18 protein-coding genes and 1 pseudogene are annotated in these 19,156 nt (G+C 53.4%); 8 read left to right on the forward strand and 11 right to left on the reverse strand.

Annotation, left to right across the window (positions count from 1 at the left end; all coding sequences use genetic code 11):
• The first annotated feature begins 7 nt into the window (after positions 1-7).
• Both OGV74_RS03030 and OGV74_RS03035 read left to right on the forward strand, forming a co-directional pair.
• Positions 8-1,312, forward strand: a complete 1,305-nt coding sequence (locus OGV74_RS03030; protein WP_046671293.1) for a YhfT family protein — start codon at positions 8-10, stop codon at positions 1,310-1,312.
• Positions 1,313-1,325: 13 nt separating this feature from the next.
• Positions 1,326-2,420, forward strand: coding sequence for an aminotransferase class I/II-fold pyridoxal phosphate-dependent enzyme (locus tag OGV74_RS03035; RefSeq protein WP_086504632.1), 1,095 nt, complete (start codon positions 1,326-1,328; stop codon positions 2,418-2,420).
• A 67-nt stretch (positions 2,421-2,487) separates the two neighbouring features.
• On the opposite strand, the gene OGV74_RS03040 is transcribed toward OGV74_RS03035, so the two are convergent.
• The 6 genes from OGV74_RS03040 to tsgA all read right to left on the reverse strand — a co-directional run bounded on the left by OGV74_RS03040 (position 2,488) and on the right by tsgA (position 9,672).
• A complete protein-coding gene (locus OGV74_RS03040; RefSeq protein ID WP_086504631.1) occupies positions 2,488-2,658 on the reverse strand; it encodes a YhfL family protein in 171 nt (56 codons plus the stop codon).
• Between the two features lie 262 nt (positions 2,659-2,920).
• Positions 2,921-4,294 carry a siroheme synthase CysG gene (gene cysG / locus OGV74_RS03045; protein WP_016151091.1) on the reverse strand — a complete coding sequence of 458 codons (1,374 nt, stop codon included), beginning with the start codon at positions 4,292-4,294 and terminating at the stop codon, positions 2,921-2,923.
• Between the two features lie 15 nt (positions 4,295-4,309).
• Entirely contained in the window at positions 4,310-5,119 is an 810-nt protein-coding gene (nirC, locus tag OGV74_RS03050) for a nitrite transporter NirC (RefSeq protein WP_003023587.1), read from the reverse strand.
• A 198-nt stretch (positions 5,120-5,317) separates the two neighbouring features.
• Positions 5,318-5,644: a nitrite reductase small subunit NirD gene (nirD, locus tag OGV74_RS03055; RefSeq protein ID WP_003023590.1), complete on the reverse strand. Its 327-nt coding sequence runs from the start codon at positions 5,642-5,644 to the stop codon at positions 5,318-5,320.
• Positions 5,641-8,184 carry an NADPH-nitrite reductase large subunit gene (nirB, locus tag OGV74_RS03060; RefSeq protein ID WP_003023592.1) on the reverse strand — a complete coding sequence of 848 codons (2,544 nt, stop codon included), beginning with the start codon at positions 8,182-8,184 and terminating at the stop codon, positions 5,641-5,643. Before nirB ends, nirD begins: the two co-directional genes overlap by 4 nt.
• Before the next feature lie 306 nt (positions 8,185-8,490).
• Positions 8,491-9,672, reverse strand: coding sequence for an MFS transporter TsgA (gene tsgA / locus OGV74_RS03065; protein ID WP_003023593.1), 1,182 nt, complete (start codon positions 9,670-9,672; stop codon positions 8,491-8,493).
• A 264-nt stretch (positions 9,673-9,936) separates the two neighbouring features.
• Between tsgA and ppiA the strand changes: the two genes are divergently transcribed.
• From ppiA to argD, 5 genes are all read left to right on the forward strand, one after another.
• Positions 9,937-10,509, forward strand: a complete 573-nt coding sequence (gene ppiA / locus OGV74_RS03070) for a peptidylprolyl isomerase A (RefSeq protein WP_003023595.1) — start codon at positions 9,937-9,939, stop codon at positions 10,507-10,509.
• A gap of 106 nt (positions 10,510-10,615) precedes the next feature.
• Entirely contained in the window at positions 10,616-10,783 is a 168-nt protein-coding gene (gene ficA, locus OGV74_RS03075) for a FicA/YhfG family antitoxin (protein ID WP_003023597.1), read from the forward strand.
• Entirely contained in the window at positions 10,773-11,375 is a 603-nt protein-coding gene (locus tag OGV74_RS03080; protein ID WP_003023599.1) for a putative adenosine monophosphate-protein transferase Fic, read from the forward strand. Before ficA ends, OGV74_RS03080 begins: the two co-directional genes overlap by 11 nt.
• Positions 11,376-11,406: 31 nt before the next feature.
• On the forward strand, positions 11,407-11,970 hold the full coding sequence (gene pabA, locus OGV74_RS03085) for an aminodeoxychorismate synthase component 2 (RefSeq protein WP_086504630.1): 564 nt from the start codon (positions 11,407-11,409) through the stop codon (positions 11,968-11,970).
• 85 nt (positions 11,971-12,055) lie between these two features.
• Positions 12,056-13,273: a bifunctional acetylornithine/succinyldiaminopimelate transaminase gene (argD, locus tag OGV74_RS03090; RefSeq protein WP_003023603.1), complete on the forward strand. Its 1,218-nt coding sequence runs from the start codon at positions 12,056-12,058 to the stop codon at positions 13,271-13,273.
• Positions 13,274-13,364: 91 nt separating this feature from the next.
• Here the strand turns inward: argD and OGV74_RS03095 are convergent, their stop codons facing one another.
• Complete coding sequence (locus OGV74_RS03095) at positions 13,365-15,452, reverse strand: YccS/YhfK family putative transporter (RefSeq protein WP_003023605.1); 2,088 nt, start codon at positions 15,450-15,452, stop codon at positions 13,365-13,367.
• A gap of 51 nt (positions 15,453-15,503) precedes the next feature.
• Positions 15,504-16,136, reverse strand: a complete 633-nt coding sequence (gene crp / locus OGV74_RS03100; RefSeq protein WP_000242758.1) for a cAMP-activated global transcriptional regulator CRP — start codon at positions 16,134-16,136, stop codon at positions 15,504-15,506.
• Between the two features lie 306 nt (positions 16,137-16,442).
• On the opposite strand from crp, the gene OGV74_RS03105 reads away from it, so the two are divergent.
• Complete coding sequence (locus OGV74_RS03105) at positions 16,443-16,847, forward strand: OsmC family protein (protein ID WP_003023611.1); 405 nt, start codon at positions 16,443-16,445, stop codon at positions 16,845-16,847.
• A gap of 98 nt (positions 16,848-16,945) precedes the next feature.
• Here the strand turns inward: OGV74_RS03105 and OGV74_RS03110 are convergent, their stop codons facing one another.
• The 3 genes and pseudogenes from OGV74_RS03110 to OGV74_RS03120 all read right to left on the reverse strand — a co-directional run bounded on the left by OGV74_RS03110 (position 16,946) and on the right by OGV74_RS03120 (position 19,152).
• A complete protein-coding gene (locus tag OGV74_RS03110; protein WP_086504629.1) occupies positions 16,946-17,815 on the reverse strand; it encodes a phosphoribulokinase in 870 nt (289 codons plus the stop codon).
• 53 nt (positions 17,816-17,868) lie between these two features.
• Positions 17,869-18,087: a YheU family protein gene (locus OGV74_RS03115; protein WP_003023615.1), complete on the reverse strand. Its 219-nt coding sequence runs from the start codon at positions 18,085-18,087 to the stop codon at positions 17,869-17,871.
• Positions 18,084-19,152, reverse strand: a pseudogene (locus tag OGV74_RS03120) (hydrolase). Before OGV74_RS03120 ends, OGV74_RS03115 begins: the two are co-directional and overlap by 4 nt.
• Positions 19,153-19,156: the final 4 nt, after the last annotated feature.

A 19,156-nucleotide genomic window follows, 5' to 3' on the forward strand; every position in this document is an offset into this window, starting at 1 on the left:
CATGACTATGGATCTGTATATTCAGATTGTGGTGGTGGCCTGCCTGACCGGCATGACGTCACTTCTGGCACACCGCTCGGCGGCCGTCTTTCATGACGGCATCCGCCCGATTCTGCCGCAACTGATCGAGGGGTACATGAACCGCCGGGAGGCGGGAAGTATCGCGTTTGGTCTGAGTATCGGCTTTGTCGCGTCGGTGGGGATCTCCTTTACCCTGAAAACCGGCTTGCTCAACGCCTGGCTGCTGTTCCTGCCGACGGATATTCTCGGCGTGCTGGCAATGAACAGCCTGCTGGCGTTCGGTCTGGGCGCTATCTGGGGCGTATTGATTCTGACCTGCCTGCTGCCGGTGAACCATCTGCTCACGGCGCTGCCGGTGGATGTGCTGGGTAGCTTGGGTGAATTAAGTTCGCCGGTGGTTTCTGCATTCGCACTCTTCCCGCTGGTGGCGATTTTCTACCAGTTTGGCTGGAAACACAGCATTATCGCGGCGGTGGTGGTACTGATGACCCGCGTGGTGGTGGTGCGTTACTTCCCGCATCTGAACCCGGAATCAATTGAGATTTTTGTGGGGATGATGATGCTGCTGGCGATCGCCATTACGCATGATATTCGCCATCGTGGCGATGAAGAGATGGATGCCAGCGGGTTATCTGTCTTTGAAGAACGAACCTCACGGATTATTAAAAACCTGCCGTATATTGCCATCGTTGGCGCGCTGATTGCCGCCGTTGCCAGTATGAAAATTTTTGCTGGTAGCGAGGTCTCAATTTTTACGCTGGAAAAAGCCTATTCAGCGGGGATTACGCCTGAGCAATCGCAGACGCTGATTAACCAGGCGGCGCTGGCGGAATTTATGCGTGGGTTGGGTTTTGTGCCGTTGATTGCCACCACCGCGCTGGCAACCGGTGTGTACGCGGTAGCGGGCTTCACCTTTGTTTATTCCGTTGGTTATCTGGCACCGAACCCGTGGATAGCGGCAATCCTTGGCGCTATCGTGATTTCCGCGGAAGTGCTGCTGCTGCGCTCAATTGGCAAATGGCTGGGGCGTTATCCGTCAGTGCGTAACGCATCGGACAATATTCGTAATGCGATGAATATGCTGATGGAAATGGCGTTGCTGATAGGCTCGATTTTTGCCGCCATCAAGATGGCGGGCTACACCGGCTTCTCGATTGCGGTAGCGATTTACTTCCTTAACGAATCGATAGGGCGTCCGGTGCAGAAGATGGCGGCCCCGGTCGTGGCGGTGATGATTACGGGTATTGTGCTGAATATTCTCTACTGGTTTGGTCTGTTTGTTCCGGCCTGAGGAGGCGTAAAACATGAAGACGTTCCCTCTGCAAAGTCTGACGCTCGCGCAAGCACAACAAAAGCAGTTTGCGCTGGTGGATACGCTCTGCCGTCACTTTCCTGGCGCTGACTTTCTGGCTGGTGGCGATTTTGGGTTGGCCCCGGGACTGAATCAGCCCCGGGTCACGCAGCGAGTGGAAAAGGTGCTGGCCGAGGCGTTTCATGCTGAAGCCGCCGTGCTGGTTCAGGGGGCTGGCACCGGGGCTATTCGCGCTGGGCTGGCCGCACTGCTCAAACCCGGGCAGCGGCTGCTGGTACACGACGCACCTGTGTATCCTACAACACAGGTGATCATCGAGCAGATGGGCATCACCCTGGTCAGGGCTGATTTCAACAGCCCCTCGGCAATCATGCGGGCTATTACGCAGTATCGCCCTGATGCCGCGCTGGTACAGCATACGCGGCAGCAACCGCAGGACCATTACGTTTTAGCGGATGTGTTGGCGGAAATAACACAATGTGGCGTACCGACATTAACCGATGATAACTACGCGGTGATGAAAGTAGAGGGTATCGGCTGCGAGTGTGGGGCGACGCTGTCCACCTTTTCCTGCTTTAAGCTCTTCGGCCCGGAAGGCGTAGGGGCGGTTATCGGCAAGGCAGAGGTCATCGCTAAAATTCGTAGCACCCTCTATTCCGGCGGCAGCCAGATCCAGGGAGCGCAGGCGCTCGAGGTTCTTCGCGGTCTGGTTTTCGCTCCGGTGATGCATGCGGTGCAGGCTGGTGTTTCTGAGCGTCTGCTGAGTCTGCTCAATAGTGGAGCGATACCCGAGGTGAAACAGGCTGTTATTGCCAATGCCCAGTCGAAGGTGCTGATCGTGGAGTTTCACCAGCCGATTGCCGCCCGTGTGCTGAAAGCGGCGCAAGAGAGAGGTGCGCTACCGTATCCGGTAGGAGCGGAGTCGAAATATGAAATCCCGCCGCTGTTTTATCGCCTCTCCGGGACCTTCCGTGAAGCGAATCCGTTGCTGGGTGATTATGCGATTCGCATTAATCCTAACCGAAGTGGAGAAGAAACGGTGCTGCGTATTTTGCGCGAGAGCGTGAGCGCGATGATGTGTGAATGAGTAGCTAATCTATAAATGCAAAAACCGGGAAATTCCCGGTTTTTTTGTATCTGCGCAATCGCGTATATTATTGATTTGCAGCCGGGCCGCAGCCACCAATAATTTTAGAAATTGAAATCGCCGGATGGAATAAATAATCGTAGCTACAGTTGTTTTTTGTGTTTTCAATATGACCAGTACATGCGGTCAGCGTAGCCAGCACACCTGCCATGATGGTGATTTTTGCAAATTTAAACATGATAAAATCCTTGTAAGATATCTATTTTTTAAATGGATGAAATCCATTTCTCGGCGGTTAAGATATCAACTAAGGAAGATTTTAAATAGTCCGAATAAGGACGTGATAATGTTAGGGTAAATTATATTTTTAATGAATTGAAATGCTATGAAATGTATCTATTATTAATAAATTGATGAATGATATTTTATTTAGATTAAATATTAACTTTTGTGAATCATAAATAAATGCCCTGAATATCAGGGCATTTATTAGCATTCAATTAATGATTCGAGAACCAGTTCAGCTTATCGCGTAGTCCAACCACGCGACCGACGATAATCAGCGCCGGACTTTCAACCTGCTGTGCCAGCTCGCCGAGCTGTGTCAGAACCCCGTTGACGACGCGTTGCTTCACGGAAGTCCCGTTTTCTACCAGCGCGACGGTCATATCAGGCTGCATGCCAAATTCAATCAGTTTTTCCTGGATGGTGGCTGCCTGATTCAGTCCCATGTAGAACACCAGCGTCTGTTTCTCGGCCGCCAGGTTTTCCCAGTCCAGCTCACCGCCGGTTTTCAGGTGTCCGGTAACCAGACGTACGCTCTGAGCGTAATCACGATGGGTCAGTGGAATGCCGGAATAGGCAGAACAACCGGATGCTGCGGTAATACCAGGCACTACAGAGAATGGAATACCGGCATGGCACAGCGTTTCCAGCTCTTCGCCACCACGGCCAAAGATGAACGGGTCGCCACCTTTCAGTCGTACCACGCGCTTGCCCTGTTGTGCTTCACGCAGCAGGATCTGATTGATCTCTTCCTGCGGTACGCAGTGATAGCCCGCACGTTTGCCGACGAACACCCGGTCTGCATCGCGGCGTACAAGGTTCATGATGTCGTCGGAAACCAGGCGGTCATAGACCACGACATCCGCTTGCTGGATCTGCTGTAGCCCTTTCAGCGTCAGCAGGCCGGCATCGCCAGGACCGGCGCCAACCAGCACCACTTCACCACGGTGATCCAGCGGTTCGCTGAGCATTTGCTCGGTGGTTTCCTCGACGGCTTTCAGGTCATTGTTCGCCAGCGACTGCGCCAGGCGGTCATTCACGAACAATTTTTCCCAGAAGCGGCGACGTTCACCCATGCTGGCAAACTGTTTCTTCACCCGGGAGCGCAACTTGCCGGCATATTGTGCGACCTGGCCCAAATGCTGAGGCAGTACGGATTCAAGCCTTTCACGCAGCAGACGGGCAAGCACCGGCGATGTCCCGCCGGAGGAGACCGCCACCATCAGCGGCGAGCGGTCGATAATGGAGGGCATGATAAAACTGGCTGCTTTTGGCGCGTCGACCACGTTGCAGAAGATACGACGTGACTCCGCGGCGGTGCTGACGCTTTGGTTGACGGCATCGTCATCGGTGGCGGCAATAGCCAGCCAGCAGGTGTTGAGCAGGGACTCATCGAACGGTCCCTCAACCAGCGTCAGCATGCCTTCATCTGCCCATACTTTGAACTGCGGAATAAACGCCAGTGCATTAACCGTTAAACGGGCGCCCGCTTCCAGCAGTAACCGCGCTTTGCGTTCTGCGACATCACCACCGCCGACGATCAAGCAGTCGCGGTCACGTAGTTGACAAAATATAGGCAAATGGTCCACGACATTACCCCTTAATTAATTATTAGCAGCCGCCTCTGGCTGGTTGATTTTTGCCGGAGCCGGACGCTCCGATTTTGGCGTAGCATACCAATAACCTAATCCCATGAATACGACACCGGACAAAGTATTACCGAGTGTCACCCACAGCAGGTTATGACCAATTCCTGACAGGGTATAAGCTTCGCTGTGATGACCGAACCAGGAGAGGGCAAACAGCGTCATGTTGGCCACCGAGTGCTCGTAGCCGGAAGCGATAAACGCCAGCAGACACCACCAGATAGCGAGGAATTTTGCCGCGCCTTCGGTACGGATTGCCATCCATATTGCCAGACAAACCAACCAGTTACACAGTGCGCCTTTAAAGAACAGCACCGTTGCAGGCGCGGTGGTTTTCGCCAGCGCGACCGAATGGACGATGCTGGTATCGACCGGCAGCAGACTGCCGCCTCCCCAGCTATAAAGCAGGGCGACAAACACGGATCCGACCAGATTTCCCAGCCAAGTTTGCGGTAGGATAGCCCACATTTGGCCGTGGCTGATGGTGCCCGCTTTGACGCCAAGCGTCAGGAACATGGTGTGACCGGTAAACAGTTCTGAACCGGCAATAATAACCAGCGTTAAGGCGATACCAAAGGTTGCACCCATCACCAGCGGACGTACGGACGGGTCGAGCAGGTTACCGAGGGTAAAAATAAGGATGATGCCGAGGCCAACATAGGCCCCTGCCATTGCCGAACTGACCCAGAACCCGAGCGGGTTATTTGCCGACAGGCGTGCGATGCGCGCAGCGTTAGCCGCACACTTATTGATAGTGTCTGTGAACATGTGTTGATTATCCTTTTCTCACTTCATCCTTTGCACTGCCTCTTTGTTGGCAGCCCTCGCTCACCCCAGTCACATAGTGAACTATGCTCCTGGGGGTTTGCTCAGTTGCCGCCGCGATGCAGCACAAATGATTTTGTGATAACAATTACAATGAAAAAAATACAAAAAAGGGGAGGCGTTGCGCCTCCCAAAAATTTATTAACCGCGCAGTTGCACCGTGCCGTCTTTCACTCGCGCTTCGTAATGTTTCACGGAGAACTGTTCGTCTTCCATGCACAGTCCGTCGCTTAAACGAAAACGCTGTTTTTTCAGCGGGCTGGCAACCCACAATTCGCCCTGGTGTTCAGCAATCAGCCCACGAGAAAGCACGCTGGACTCAAAGAACGGGTCGATGTTGCTGATCGCAAACACCTGGTCGCTGTGATACGGGCGGAAAATCGCAACCTGCTCGTTACCTAACAGGGCGCAGACGCCTGTTGCAGGCAGAATGTCATCGATTTTGCAGATGTTTTTCCACTGGCTCATGCGTTTTCCTCCACCAGAGTCACCGGGATACGCTCATAAGGCGTGGCCGGACGATGTTGTTCACGTTCAGGCACAACCTGGACATTCGGATCGCGTTTATCGCTGTTGATAAAGTGTTTGAAGCGAACCTGCGCGGATGGAGTGTTAACGGTTTCTGTCCACTCGCAGACCACCGCTTCACGCAGACGGGCCATCTCTTCTTCAAGATGCTGGTTCAGGCCCAGCTTGTCGTCGATGATGACGGACTTCAGATACTCGATACCGCCTTCCAGATTGTCTAACCACGGTGCGGTGCGGGTCAGTTTGTCGGCGGTACGGATGTAGAACATCATGAAACGATCAAGATACTTGAGCAGCGTTTCGCGATCGATATCTGCTGCCAGCAGGTCTGCATGGCGAGGTTTCATCCCGCCGTTACCGCAAACGTACAGGTTCCAGCCTTTCTCAGTGGCGATGATACCCACGTCTTTGCCCTGAGCTTCCGCACATTCGCGGGTACAACCGGAGACGCCGAATTTCATTTTGTGCGGAGTACGAATGCCTTTGTAGCGATTTTCCAGCTCCACGCCGAAGCCGACGCTATCGCCGACGCCATAACGACACCAGGTGCTACCTACGCAGGTTTTCGCCATACGCAGCGCTTTGGCATACGCGTGGCCGGTTTCAAAACCCGCTTCAATCAGCTGACGCCAGATTTCCGGCAGGTCATCTTTCTGCGCGCCGAACAGACCGATACGCTGAGAACCGGTAATTTTGGTGTACAGGTTAAACTCACGCGCGATACGGCCCACGGCCACCAGGCCTTCAGGGGTAATTTCACCGCCCGCAGAGCGCGGGATCACGGAGTAAGTACCGTCTTTCTGGATGTTAGCCAGGAAGTTGTCGTTGGTGTCCTGCAGCGGCGTGTGCTGTGGTTTGAGGATGTACTCATTCCAGCAGGACGCCAGCAGGGAACCCACGGTAGGTTTACACACTTCGCAGCCGTAACCTTTACCGTGTTTAGCCAGCAACTCTTCGAAAGTTTTAATGCCTTCTACGCGGATCAGGTGGAACAGTTCCTGACGTGAATACGGGAAGTGTTCGCACAGGTTGTTGTTAACTTCGATACCCTGTTTCGCCAGTTCGGCGTTCAGGACCTGCGTTACCAGCGGGATACACCCGCCACATCCGGTACCGGCTTTGGTTTCCGCTTTCAGCGCCGCAACGGTATGGCAGCCTTTGTTGATAGCGGCAACCAGCATGCCTTTGGTGACGTCAAAGCAGGAGCAAATCTGCGCGCTGTCCGGCAGTTTATCGACACCGATAGATGGCTTACCGCTGCCCGCATGTGCTGGCAGAATCAGTGAATCTGGATTTTCCGGCAGTTCAATGGCGTTCAGCACCAACTGCAGCAGATTGCCGTAATCGCTGGTGTCGCCAACCAGAACCGCGCCGAGCAGGGTTTTGTTATCTTCGCTAACGATCAGGCGTTTGTAGACTTCTTTGCTTTCGTCGAGATAGACATAGCTACGTGCGCCCGGCGTGCGAGCATGCGCGTCGCCAATACCGCCGACGTCAACGCCGAGCAGCTTCAGCTTGGCGCTCAGGTCCGCGCCTTCAAAGGCGTTTTCAGTTTCGAGAATATGGTCAACGGCAACCTGCGCCATTTTGTAGCCAGGAGCGACCAGACCATACACGCGGTTGTTCCAGCTTGCGCATTCGCCGATGGCATAGATGTCCGGGTCAGAAGTCTGGCAGGTGTCGTTAATGACGATACCGCCGCGTGGCGCGACGTCAAGGCCGCACTGGGTGGCCAGTTTGTCGCGTGGACGAATACCGGTAGAGAAGACGATGAAATCGACTTCCAGTTCGCTACCGTCGGCAAAACGCATGGTTTTGCGCGCTTCGGTGCCTTCCTGAACGATCTCTTTGGTGTTTTTGCTGGTGTGCACACGCACGCCCATGCTTTCAATTTTGCGACGTAACTGCTCGCCACCCATATGATCCAGCTGTTCAGCCATCAGCATTGGGGCGAATTCAATCACGTGGGTTTCAACGCCGAGGCTTTTCAGCGCACCAGCGGCTTCCAGGCCCAGCAGGCCACCGCCGACCACGGCACCGCGTTTGCTACGGCGCGCGCAAGACTCAATCGCGTTGAGGTCTTCGATGGTGCGGTAAACGAAGCAGTCCTGGGTTTCCGAACCTTTAATCGGTGGGATCCACGGGTAAGAGCCCGTCGCCATGATTAGCTTATCGTAGTAAACCGTACGACCTGCGCTGGAGTGGATTACTTTCTCCTGGCGGTTAATGGTAATTGCGCGCTCGCCCACTAACACCTTAACGCCGTGCTTCTCGTAGAATCCTTCACGCACCAGAGAAAGCTCTTCGGCGGTGTGGTGGGAGAAGTAGGAAGACAGGTGTACGCGGTCGTATGCTTTGCGGGGTTCTTCACAGAAGACGGTAATATCAAAATTGGCAGCGTCGGATTTATCAAGAAGATCCTCAATAAAGCGATGGCCGACCATACCATTACCGATAATAGCGAGTCTGACTTTGCTCATTTTTGCCTCGATTTCTTTTCTATTACTGCCTACCTTAACGATTCAGCAACCGCACTTATTGATGCAAATCAAATTCGCCCTTATATACTCCTTAAGAGGTATATAACTGATTTGTCAGCATTTTTATAAGTGACGGAATTATTTGAGTTTTCGTGTTTGTACAAATAGCGTACAAATTAAGGGGTTTTTGTAAGAATTGGCCTACATGACCAGAGAAAGAAGAGAGGAGGCGAAAATATGCCGGATGATGTGGATACAATCCGGCAGTGTGTAGGCCGGGCTAGCGAAGCGCCCCCGGCACTGAAATTAATGCGTTGCTGGCGCGTTATGCTGGCGATGACGCGTGACGAAGCCAAGAATAAAGCACATTACGAATACAACCGCATATAAGCCGTTAGCCGTCTGCAATGCCGCCTGTGGGCCGCTATGTGCCACAATAGGGCCGGTTACCACGAAGGTGAGCATAGTACCGATGGTGCCGCAGGTCAGAACGAAGTTAACCAGTTTGGGTGAGGCGACCTTCGTCTGCTGGGATCCAAGGGTAATGATGGTGGTATAAATCGCGCTGGAGAAGAAGCCCAGCGTTAGAATGAACCACGGCATATGTTCCGGCGTACCCGTGATAAACAGATACATCAGTACGGTGGCCAGACCCGCCAGTACGGTCAGGATGCGTTGCAAATCGAAGAAACGCAGAATGAAGCTAAACGCCCACATGCCAACCATGTAAGACATCCAGAAGTCGCTGACCAGTTTACCTGCGTCGTTCAGGCTCATACCCAGGCTTTTGGCGTATTCCGGAACCCAGGAGATAAAGCCCAACTGACCGAGGATGTAGCACAGTGCGGCGATCGCCAGAAACAGCACGCCAATCCCCCATTTTTCTTTTACTACCGGCGCGTCTGACTGCTGAGCGTGTTTACCCAGTGCCGGAAATTCACAACCGAAGGTCAGCAGGAAAATGGCGACGTATACCAGGCCGATGCAGGCATAGACCCAATACCATTCGATGCTGCGCGCTAACAGGAACGCGGCAACCATCGGGAAAATCATACCGGCCATGCTGAAGAAGGAGTCAGTAAACAGCAGGCGTGAACCGCGCTGGCGACCTTCGTACATTTGAGTTACCAGGAACGTACCAATCGACATGGTTATACCGCTCACAAGACCCAATACAAACATGGCGGCAGAGAACAAGGCCAGGCTATGGCTGAGCATCAGTCCGGCGACTGCCAGTACCATCAGGATAAAGCCGAAGCGCAACTGGGTTTTCAGGGGCACGATTTCCATTAGCCATGCATTTAGAAAGATAGAAATCAGAATGCCGGCATTCAGGAAGGTGAAGGTGTTACTCATGCTGGAAACGGGCAAATGGAAGTAATCTGCGATGTTTCCCATCACCATCCCGGTGACAATTACCAACGCACCTGTCAGGGCGTAGGAGAGAAAGCTAATCCATGTGAGCTTGATGCGATTGCTGTTAGTCATGACTGGCCTGTATAGAAGTGTAAGGCGCATTGACTGCGCCGTGAGCGGGCAGATTTTAGGCGCTTTTGTGATGTATTTAAATATTTATTGGTAATGACTTTGTTTATTACATTTTTGTATGTGATCTAAATCACATTGATTCATGCGGCAGTAAGGTTACATTTGTTTCAAGTACGTAAAATTAGGTAAAGGGATAGCCTTGTCCTTGAAGGCTCTTTAGAATCAATTCACTTGCTTCATTTCTGCTCTTGTTAAGGAATTCTCATGCTCAAATCGACTCTGGCGGCTGTTGCAGCTGTTCTCGCTCTTTCTGCTCTCTCTCCCGCAGCACTGGCAGCAAAAGGTGATCCTCATGTTCTGCTGACAACCTCTGCTGGTAACATTGAGCTGGAGCTGAACAGTCAGAAAGCCCCGGTTTCAGTGCAAAACTTTGTCGATTATGTCAACAGCGGTTTCTATAACAACACTACGTTCCACCGTGTGATCCCTGGCTTCATGGTGCAGGGTGGCGGTTTTACCGAGCAGATGCAGCAGAAGAAACCTAACCCGCCAATCAAGAATGAAGCCGATAACGGACTGCGTAACACCCGCGGCACGATTGCTATGGCGCGTACAGCGGATAAAGACAGCGCGACCAGCCAGTTCTTTATCAACATTGCAGACAACGCTTTCCTCGATCACGGCCAGCGCGACTTTGGCTATGCTGTCTTCGGAAAAGTTGTGAAAGGTATGGATGTCGCGGATAAGATCTCTCAGGTACAGACCCATGATGTCGGTCCATACCAGAATGTTCCGTCAAAACCGATTGTTATCCTTTCTGCTAAAGTTCTGCCGTAATCGTATCTAGCGCGGGTAGTTCTTGCCCGCGTTCCCCCCTCTCTCTGCGTAACCCGAAATTGCTGCTTATACTTGTGGCAAGTGTCGGCTCATTCAGGGAGGTCACGTGAAAAAACTCACCGATAAACAAAAGTCCAGGCTGTGGGAACAGCGGCGAAACGCCAATTTCCAGGCCAGCCGACGGCTGGAAGGCGTAGATATTCTACGGGTTACTCTGAGTGCTGAAGACGCTCTGGCGCGTCTTGAAGAGCTGAGGAGGCACTATGAGCGATAAATTCGGTGATGGTCGCGACCCGTATTTATATCCGGGCCTGAATGTCATGCGTAACCGTCTGGGGATTCATCAGGCGCAGCGTTTGGCGCAGGCGGCTTATGAACTGACGGCGCTGCGTGCGGCGACTATCGAATTGGGGCCGCTTAAACGGGGCTTACCGCACCTGTGTGCCATTCATCGCCAGCTGTATCGGGATATTTTTGACTGGGCGGGACACCTGCGCGAAGTCGATATTTACCAGGGCGATACTCGCTTTTGCCATTTCGCCTATATCGAGAAAGAGGGCAATGCACTGATGCAGGACCTGGAAGATGAGTCCTGGCTGGTGGGATTACCGGAAGACAAGTTTGTCGATCGTCTTGCGCACTATTATTGCGAAATCAATGTGCTGCATCCGTTTCGCATTGGTAGCGGTCTGGCGCAGCGTATTTTCTTCGAACAGTTAGCGATTCATGCAGGGTATGTGCTGAGCTGGGATGGCATTCCGGTTGAGGAGTGGAATCAGGCTAATCAGAGCGGGGCGATGGGTGACCTGTCTGCACTGCGGGCGATATTTCGTAAAGTGGTAAGCGAAGCACCGGAAACTGAGTAGAATAGCGCGGTTCTTATGTACCGGAGCCGCCATGATCCTGCTTATCGATAACTATGATTCTTTCACCTGGAACCTGTACCAATACTTCTGCGAACTGGGGGCAGATGTCCTTGTCAGGCGCAACGACGAGCTGACGCTGGTGCAAATTGACGCGCTGAGCCCGCAAAAAATCGTCATTTCCCCGGGACCCTGTACGCCGGATGACGCCGGTATTTCGCTGGAGGTTATTCGCTATTTCGCAGGGAAGATCCCTCTGCTGGGCGTTTGTCTGGGGCACCAGGCGATGGCGCAGGCCTTTGGCGCGACCGTGGTTCGGGCGGCGAAAGTGATGCATGGTAAAACGTCGCCGATTACGCATAACGGGCAGGGCGTTTTTCAGGGGCTCGCCAATCCATTAACGGTAACGCGCTATCATTCTCTGGTGGTCGCTCCCGAAACCCTTCCTGACTGCTTTGAGGTGACCGCCTGGAGTGAAACGCAGGAGATCATGGGTATTCGCCACCGGGAGTGGGATATGGAAGGGGTGCAGTTTCACCCGGAGAGCATTCTCAGCGAACAGGGGCATCAGCTGCTGGCTAATTTCCTCAACCGGTGATTTGTGGTTGCTATTTAGTGATTTTTTATTCATATTTTGTGATTATAATTTCACTAGCATTTCTGCTTAACAGGGTGGTAATGACATGGCAACTGAACAAACTGCAATTACACGCGCGACATTCGATGAAGTGATTCTGCCGATTTATGCACCGGCTGAGTTTATCCCGGTAAAAGGGAAAGGGAGTCGAGTATGGGATCAACAGGGTAAAGAGTATGTTGATTTCGCGGGCGGCATTGCAGTTACCGCGTTAGGGCATTGCCATCCTGCGCTGGTTGAGGCGTTAAAAACCCAGGGTGAAACCCTGTGGCATACCAGCAACGTTTTCACCAACGAACCTGCGTTGCGCTTAGGCCGTAAAATCATTGAGGCAACATTCGCCGAACGCGTACTGTTCATGAACTCCGGTACCGAAGCTAACGAAACCGCCTTTAAGCTGGCGCGCCACTATGCCTGCGTGCGCCATAGCCCGTTCAAAACCAAAATCATTGCCTTCCATAACGCGTTTCACGGCCGCTCGCTGTTTACCGTATCCGTCGGTGGGCAGCCGAAATATTCCGACGGCTTTGGACCAAAGCCGGCAGATATCATCCATGTCCCGTTTAACGATCTGCATGCGGTCAAAGCGGTGATGGACGATCACACCTGCGCGGTGGTGATCGAGCCTATTCAGGGCGAGGGTGGCGTTACTGCGGCAACGCCGGCATTCCTGCAAGGCTTGCGTGAGCTCTGTGATCAGCACCAGGCGCTGTTGGTATTTGATGAAGTACAGAGCGGGATGGGGCGTACTGGCTCACTGTTTGCCTATATGCACTACGGCGTGACGCCGGATATCCTCACCAGCGCCAAGGCGCTCGGTGGCGGTTTCCCGGTGAGCGCGGTGCTGACCACCCAGGAGATTGCCTCCGCGTTTCACGTGGGTTCACACGGCTCCACATACGGCGGTAACCCGCTGGCCTGCGCGGTTGCGGGAGCTGCGTTTGATATCATCAACACGCCGGAAGTGCTGGAAGGTATTCAGGCCAAACGCCAGGCGTTTGTTCAGCATTTGCAGAAAATTGACCAGCAGTTTGACATTTTCAGCGACATTCGCGGTATGGGACTGCTGATTGGCGCCGAACTGAAGCCGCAGTTTAAAGGCCGGGCGCGTGATTTCTTGTACGCCGCGGCGAATGAAGGCGTGATGGTACTGAACGCCGGACCGGACGTGATGCGTTTCGCGCCGTCGCTGGTGGTGGAGCAGACCGATATCGATGAAGGGATGCAGCGCTTCGCGCAGGCCGTGGCGAAAGTGGTGGGTTGATTGCCGGATAGCGGCGCGAGCGCCTTATCCGGCCTACAGGGTAAGGTGTGATTCGTAGGCCGGATAAGCGTAGCGCATCCGGCAGTCGACCTTAACCTTTCATGTCCCGCAACCGGCGGCTCAGCCAGATCCCGTGGTGCGGTCGCTGACGCCATGCTACCGACGAAATGGTATGCATGGTGTTCAGATGCCCCAAAACCCGCTGCAGATGCTGCTCAAGGGTGCTTAAAGGCCCATGGGACAGCATCTCTGGCGCCTCAAGAATATTCACATCGCCGGAGCTTCCGGGTCCGTCATATTCCAGCCGCTGCTGACAGCGCTGGATCGCAATTTCACAGGACTCCAGATATCGCTGCGCCAAATCCGGCGTCAGCATCGTATGTTCCCTTGCCAGCGTAGTCATTGCGTTGATGTGTTCGACGATGAACTGACTATGCGTAACCCACAGTTTCATGTCCGCCAGATAGTGCGAGTTGAACCCAGGCTCCTGCATCGCCTGGTTAAGTGAGTTGAACAGCGTGTTATGCGCCTGGTTGACCCGCATACGTTGATACGCCAGCGGTGTGGCCTGGGGATCGTTGCTAAGAATCAGGCGAATGGCCTCCTGATCGGCTTCTAACGCATCGTGGGCGTTTTTACGCAGTAAACCGCTCTGCCACTGCGGCCACAGCCAGAGCATCCCGCCAAAAGCGATCAGGCAGCCAGTGACCGTATCGATAAACCGCGGCACGATAAACTGTTCCCCGTTCAGTGTCAGCAGTTGCAGGGTATATACCGCGGTGACGGTAAAGCCGACGGTAGCCCAGCCGTAGTTTTTGCGGATGGTCAGATAACTCACCAGGGTTATCAGTAGCATGCCTGCCAGCGTGTAACCTTCCTGAATATGAAAGTGCAGTGTGACGCCAGCGATCACCAGGCCGACGAGCGTCCCTACTGAACGGTGTAAAATACGTACCCGAGTCGCCCCATAGCCATTTTGCGTGACGAACAAGATTGTCATCAAAATCCAGTAGGGTTTTGGCAGGTGTAAGGCGCTGCCCATCAGGCTGGCAATGCTCAACATGACGCTGATGCGTCCGGCATTACGCAGCGCCGGGGATTTCAACGACAGATAGCTTTTCAGGGCAGGGATCAGCGGCAGTCGACGCTGCTTGTCAGCCATTAAATCCCGGGCATACAGTGGTCGCTGGGTGCGTAGCACACGGGCAATACGGCTGAAGTGCCAGTAGCAAAATTGACCCACCGGATTGTCCGGATGCTGGTTGGCGATTTTCTCCAGCGTGCCAATCTGCTTTTCCATTGAGAAACGGGTCGGTAAGCGGTGATACAAAATATCATCGGCCAGTACGCGAAGGCGTTCGGCGACGGTGCGCGCATTCCAGCGAATCACTTGTTCGGCGTGGCTACGTTCGACCAGCTTTTGCACCTCTTCCGGCTGGTGGAGGCTAACGGAAATATGTTCCTGTAAATCGAGCGCCTCCTGAAAGGCACGTAGCAGGCGCTTATAATCGTTGTTGCGATGCGCCGACAGCATATGCATTTGCTGATAGCACTGGGTAATTAAATCCACCGCTTTTTGCTGGCGCACCAGCAGGGGAGGCAGCGCTTTTTCTGGGTCGGCATGCTGGGTCAGCATGCTGTACTTGGCCTCACAGTAATCGGCTAATTCGCGGTACAACAAGCTGAGCGACTCACGCAGCGGCTGCTCGCGCCACATCCAGAACCAGAACCAGTTGAACAGGCCATACCACAATGTGCCCAGCGCGTAGATTAGCAGCGGCTCCCAGACGGGCATGTTACCTGCCAGACTGAGTGTGAAAATTGCCGCGATAAGCGAGGCAGGTAGTAGTCGCGCATGCAGAGGGCCTAATTCTGCGGTTACACCAAGAATCAGCGTCAGGCCGGTGAGGATCAGCGGCAGCGGTATAGTCTGTGCCAGCAGTAATTGCATGATCAGACTGCATCCGGCAAACAAAGACGCGCCAATCACTAAGCGTTTGAAAAAGCGCTTATGCGGGGTATCAAGACCGGCAATATTGCAGCAGGCAGGGACGAGGGAAAAGAGGAGTCCCAGATGAAGCTGACCGATGATCAGGCCGACGGCCACAGGTAAACATAGCACCAGCGTTTGTCGTAGTGCGTAGTTGATCTCTGGGTGGTATATCAGTCTTCGCCACATCGGAGCAAACAAAAGTGGCGCATTACGGGGTAACGCGCCACTTCGATGGGGTTAACGTGTGCCGTAGACGACGATGGTCTTACCGTGTGCGGAGATCAGGTTCTGATCTTCCAGCATCTTCAGAATACGACCGACGGTCTCACGGGAGCAGCCAACGATCTGGCCGATTTCTTGACGGGTGATTTTAATCTGCATGCCGTCCGGGTGGGTCATCGCATCAGGCTGTTTCGCCAGATTCAGCAGAGTCTGCGCGATACGACCGGTAACGTCGAGGAAGGCAAGGTTGCCCACTTTTTCAGACGTGACCTGCAGACGGCGAGCCATCTGAGAGGACAGGCGCATCAGAATATCTGGATTGACCTGGATTAATTGGCGAAATTTTTTGTAGGAAATTTCAGCGACTTCACATGCAGTTTTAGCACGGACCCAGGCGCTGCGTTCCTGACCTTCTTCGAAGAGGCCTAATTCACCAATAAAATCGCCCTGATTCAGATAAGAAAGGATCATTTCTTTCCCTTCTTCATCTTTGATCAGCACTGCCACTGAGCCTTTAACGATGTAGTACAACGTTTCCGCTTTTTCACCCTGGTGAATCAGCGTGCTCTTCGATGGGTACTTATGAATATGGCAATGAGACAAGAACCATTCGAGAGTCGGGTCTGTTTGCGGTTTGCCAAGCACCATGCGCGGTTATCCTCTGTTATAAGCTGTCTCCAGAGCCAAAAAACATCCTGTCTCTGGGTTTGCAAAAATGTGCTTCCCGCTACCTGGGAAGGGGGCTGTCAATACGTGCGACGGCCTGTAATGTGATGTCCTCTGCATACATGCAGTACGTCAATGTATTACTGTAGCATCCCGACTGTTTTAGCATAGCTTTCGCCGTGTGTCTCCTGGTGTCTCGCTTCAGCATGACGCAGGTCGCCTTCCGTTGCGAGATTTGTTGTGTGCGCGTAATCTGTCAGGAAAATTGATGCATCGGAGTAATAAAATATGCAAGCACGTGTTAAGTGGGTTGAAGGGCTGACCTTCCTCGGTGAGTCCGCCTCTGGCCACCAGATTTTGATGGACGGTAATTCCGGTGATAAAGCGCCGAGCCCGATGGAAATGGTCTTAATGGCTGCGGGTGGTTGCAGCGCAATTGATGTGGTGTCGATCCTGCAAAAGGGTCGTCAGGATGTGACCAACTGCGAAGTGAAGCTGACCTCCGAGCGTCGTGATGAAGCGCCGCGCCTGTTTACCCATATCAACCTGCATTTCATCGTAACGGGTAACGATCTGAAAGATGCGTCCGTCGCACGTGCGGTCGATCTTTCGGCGGAAAAATATTGCTCCGTGGCGCTGATGCTGGAAAAGGCGGTGAACATTACCCACTCCTATGAAGTGGTTGCCGCGTAATTGCTGATGCCGGATGGCGGCGTTGCCTTATCCGGCCTACAGGGTGATGTTGAGTCGTAGGCCCGATAAGCGAAGCGCCATCGGGCGCTTTCCACATATCACTCTATCTTTTTGCCTTCCATCAGTCGCTGCACCAGCGGCAGCATAATCAATTCCATCGCCAGACCCATTTTTCCGCCCGGTACGACCAACGTATTGATATGAGAAATGAATGAGCCCTGCAGCATGGCCAGCAGCCACGGGAAGTCGATCCCTTCCAGATTACGAAAATGAATCACGACAAAGCTTTCATCGAGTGACGGAATGCTCTTGGCGGCAAAGGGATTAGAGGTATCGACGGTTGGTACGCGTTGGAAGTTGATATGCGTACGGGAAAACTGTGGCGTGATGTAATTGATGTAATCGTCCATTGAGCGCACCACCGAGTCCATCACCGCTTCACGCGAGTGTCCACGCTCGCTGGTATCGCGGGTCAGCTTCTGGATCCACTCCAGGTTCACGATTGGCACCACGCCAACCAGCAGATCGACATGTCGGGCCACATTTTGCTGAGGGGTGACAACGCCGCCGTGAAGTCCCTCATAGAACAGGACATCCGTCGGTTCAGACAGCGGCTGCCAGGGCGTGAATGTCCCCGGAACCTGATTCCACGGTACTGCTTCATCGTAGGTGTGCAGGTATTTACGCGACTGACCTTTGCCCGTCTGGCCGTATTCAATGAAGGTTTGCTCCAGCAGACCGAAGTCGTTAGCTTCGGGGCCGAAATAGCTGATATGCCGCCCGGCATCGCGTGCTTTGCGAATCGCCATGTCCATTTCCGGACGGGTATAGCGGTGAAAACTGTCACCTTCCACCTCGGCGGCGTGCAGGTTTAACTGCGCGAAAATTTTACGAAACGCGAGGCTGGTGGTGGTGGTCCCCGCGCCGCTGGATCCTGTTACCGCAATCACCGGATGTTTGGCAGACATAACAACTCCATGAAATGGTTGTAATTATAGTAAAGTCGGCCGGCGGCTACGGATTACTCGTGAATCTGCTTCCTCGGCATAATGTTGACCGTTTCATGCAGTTCGGACCACACCAGCACGGCTTCACCTGATTGTAGTTGGCGTTTGACGTCGGCGACTTTTTGTTCGAGCGAGCGTTCATGTTCACCGTAATCGGTGCCTTCACGCAAGACAAAGCTTTCAATCAGATTGTCCAGCGCGTCCGGAGAGATATCTTGCCATGGGATAATCATGATGACGCCTCCAGATACGTTGTCAGCCAGTCCGGGATTCTTGATTCCAGCCACATCTCAGGACGGCGCACTGTGCCACCAATAAATCCGACGTGGCCGCCATGTTCAGTCAGCTGATATTCCACCTGTGAAGGCAGATTTTCCGGTTTCGGGATCACGTGATGATCCATAAACGGATCGTCTTTAGCATGGATAATCAGTGTTGGTTTGGCGATCCGATTGAGCAACGGCATGGCGCTGCACTGGCGGTAATAGTCGATAGCATCGGCGAAACCGTGGATTTTGGCGGTGATCAGATCGTCAAAATCGCGAATGCGGCGCAAAGATTTCAACTGGGCCAGGCTTACCGGCAGCGAACCTGGATATGCCTCAAGCTTACGCGAGGCGTTGGCTTTCAATAAATTGAGCAGGTAGCGCTGATAGACACGGGAAAAGCCCTTGTCCATATGGTAGCTACAGGCTTCGAGCACGAAAGGCGCAGAAACGATAACCGCTGCATCTATCGGAATATCGTTGCCTTCTTTTGCCAGCAGACAAGCCAGCATGTTTCCACCGAGTGAATAACCTACCGCGGCGGTCGGTGCGCGACCGAACTCACGATCCAGCCAGTGTAAAAACCAGGTGCCATCTTCTGTTTCACCGGAGTGATAAATACGGTTCAAACGATTGGGCTCACCACTGCAACCGCGAAAATGCATTACCACGCCCAGCCAGCCGCGCTTTTGTGCTGCTTCAATCAGGCCATGTGCGTAGGGGCTGTTCAGACTACCTTCCAGACCGTGAAAAACCACCAGGCGCGGTTTGTGTCTCGCCTGTTGCGGATCTTCACTCCACGCCAGATCGACGAAATCGCCGTCGGGCAATTCCAGACGCTGCCAGTGGGCGTCGAACTTCACCTTACGGCGAATTAATCGCGGCAGCATCGTCTGCAGATGGCGGTTACTGATACCGCGCATCGGGCGGAATTCTCGCGAATTGTCGGTAGGTGGGGTCATTTCTGTGGACGTGATTTCAACCATAACACCGGAGCAATTAATAATCGGAAAGAATAACTATACCGCGCACAGCG

Source organism: Citrobacter sp. Cf116 (assembly GCF_030336505.1).
GTDB lineage: Bacteria > Pseudomonadota > Gammaproteobacteria > Enterobacterales > Enterobacteriaceae > Citrobacter > Citrobacter freundii.

Bases quoted from the DNA above. Each gene is read 5' to 3' on its own strand.
- OGV74_RS03030 (WP_046671293.1), top strand. From the start codon at position 8: ATGGATCTGTATATTCAGATTGTGGTGGTGGCCTGCCTGACCGGCATG.
- OGV74_RS03035 (WP_086504632.1), top strand. From the start codon at position 1,326: ATGAAGACGTTCCCTCTGCAAAGTCTGACGCTCGCGCAAGCACAACAA.
- OGV74_RS03040 (WP_086504631.1), bottom strand. From the start codon at position 2,658: ATGTTTAAATTTGCAAAAATCACCATCATGGCAGGTGTGCTGGCTACG.
- nirC (WP_003023587.1), bottom strand. From the start codon at position 5,119: ATGTTCACAGACACTATCAATAAGTGTGCGGCTAACGCTGCGCGCATC.
- nirD (WP_003023590.1), bottom strand. From the start codon at position 5,644: ATGAGCCAGTGGAAAAACATCTGCAAAATCGATGACATTCTGCCTGCA.
- nirB (WP_003023592.1), bottom strand. From the start codon at position 8,184: ATGAGCAAAGTCAGACTCGCTATTATCGGTAATGGTATGGTCGGCCAT.
- tsgA (WP_003023593.1), bottom strand. From the start codon at position 9,672: ATGACTAACAGCAATCGCATCAAGCTCACATGGATTAGCTTTCTCTCC.
- ppiA (WP_003023595.1), top strand. From the start codon at position 9,937: ATGCTCAAATCGACTCTGGCGGCTGTTGCAGCTGTTCTCGCTCTTTCT.
- OGV74_RS03080 (WP_003023599.1), top strand. From the start codon at position 10,773: ATGAGCGATAAATTCGGTGATGGTCGCGACCCGTATTTATATCCGGGC.
- pabA (WP_086504630.1), top strand. From the start codon at position 11,407: ATGATCCTGCTTATCGATAACTATGATTCTTTCACCTGGAACCTGTAC.
- argD (WP_003023603.1), top strand. From the start codon at position 12,056: ATGGCAACTGAACAAACTGCAATTACACGCGCGACATTCGATGAAGTG.
- OGV74_RS03095 (WP_003023605.1), bottom strand. From the start codon at position 15,452: ATGTGGCGAAGACTGATATACCACCCAGAGATCAACTACGCACTACGA.
- crp (WP_000242758.1), bottom strand. From the start codon at position 16,136: ATGGTGCTTGGCAAACCGCAAACAGACCCGACTCTCGAATGGTTCTTG.
- OGV74_RS03105 (WP_003023611.1), top strand. From the start codon at position 16,443: ATGCAAGCACGTGTTAAGTGGGTTGAAGGGCTGACCTTCCTCGGTGAG.
- OGV74_RS03110 (WP_086504629.1), bottom strand. From the start codon at position 17,815: ATGTCTGCCAAACATCCGGTGATTGCGGTAACAGGATCCAGCGGCGCG.
- OGV74_RS03115 (WP_003023615.1), bottom strand. From the start codon at position 18,087: ATGATTATCCCATGGCAAGATATCTCTCCGGACGCGCTGGACAATCTG.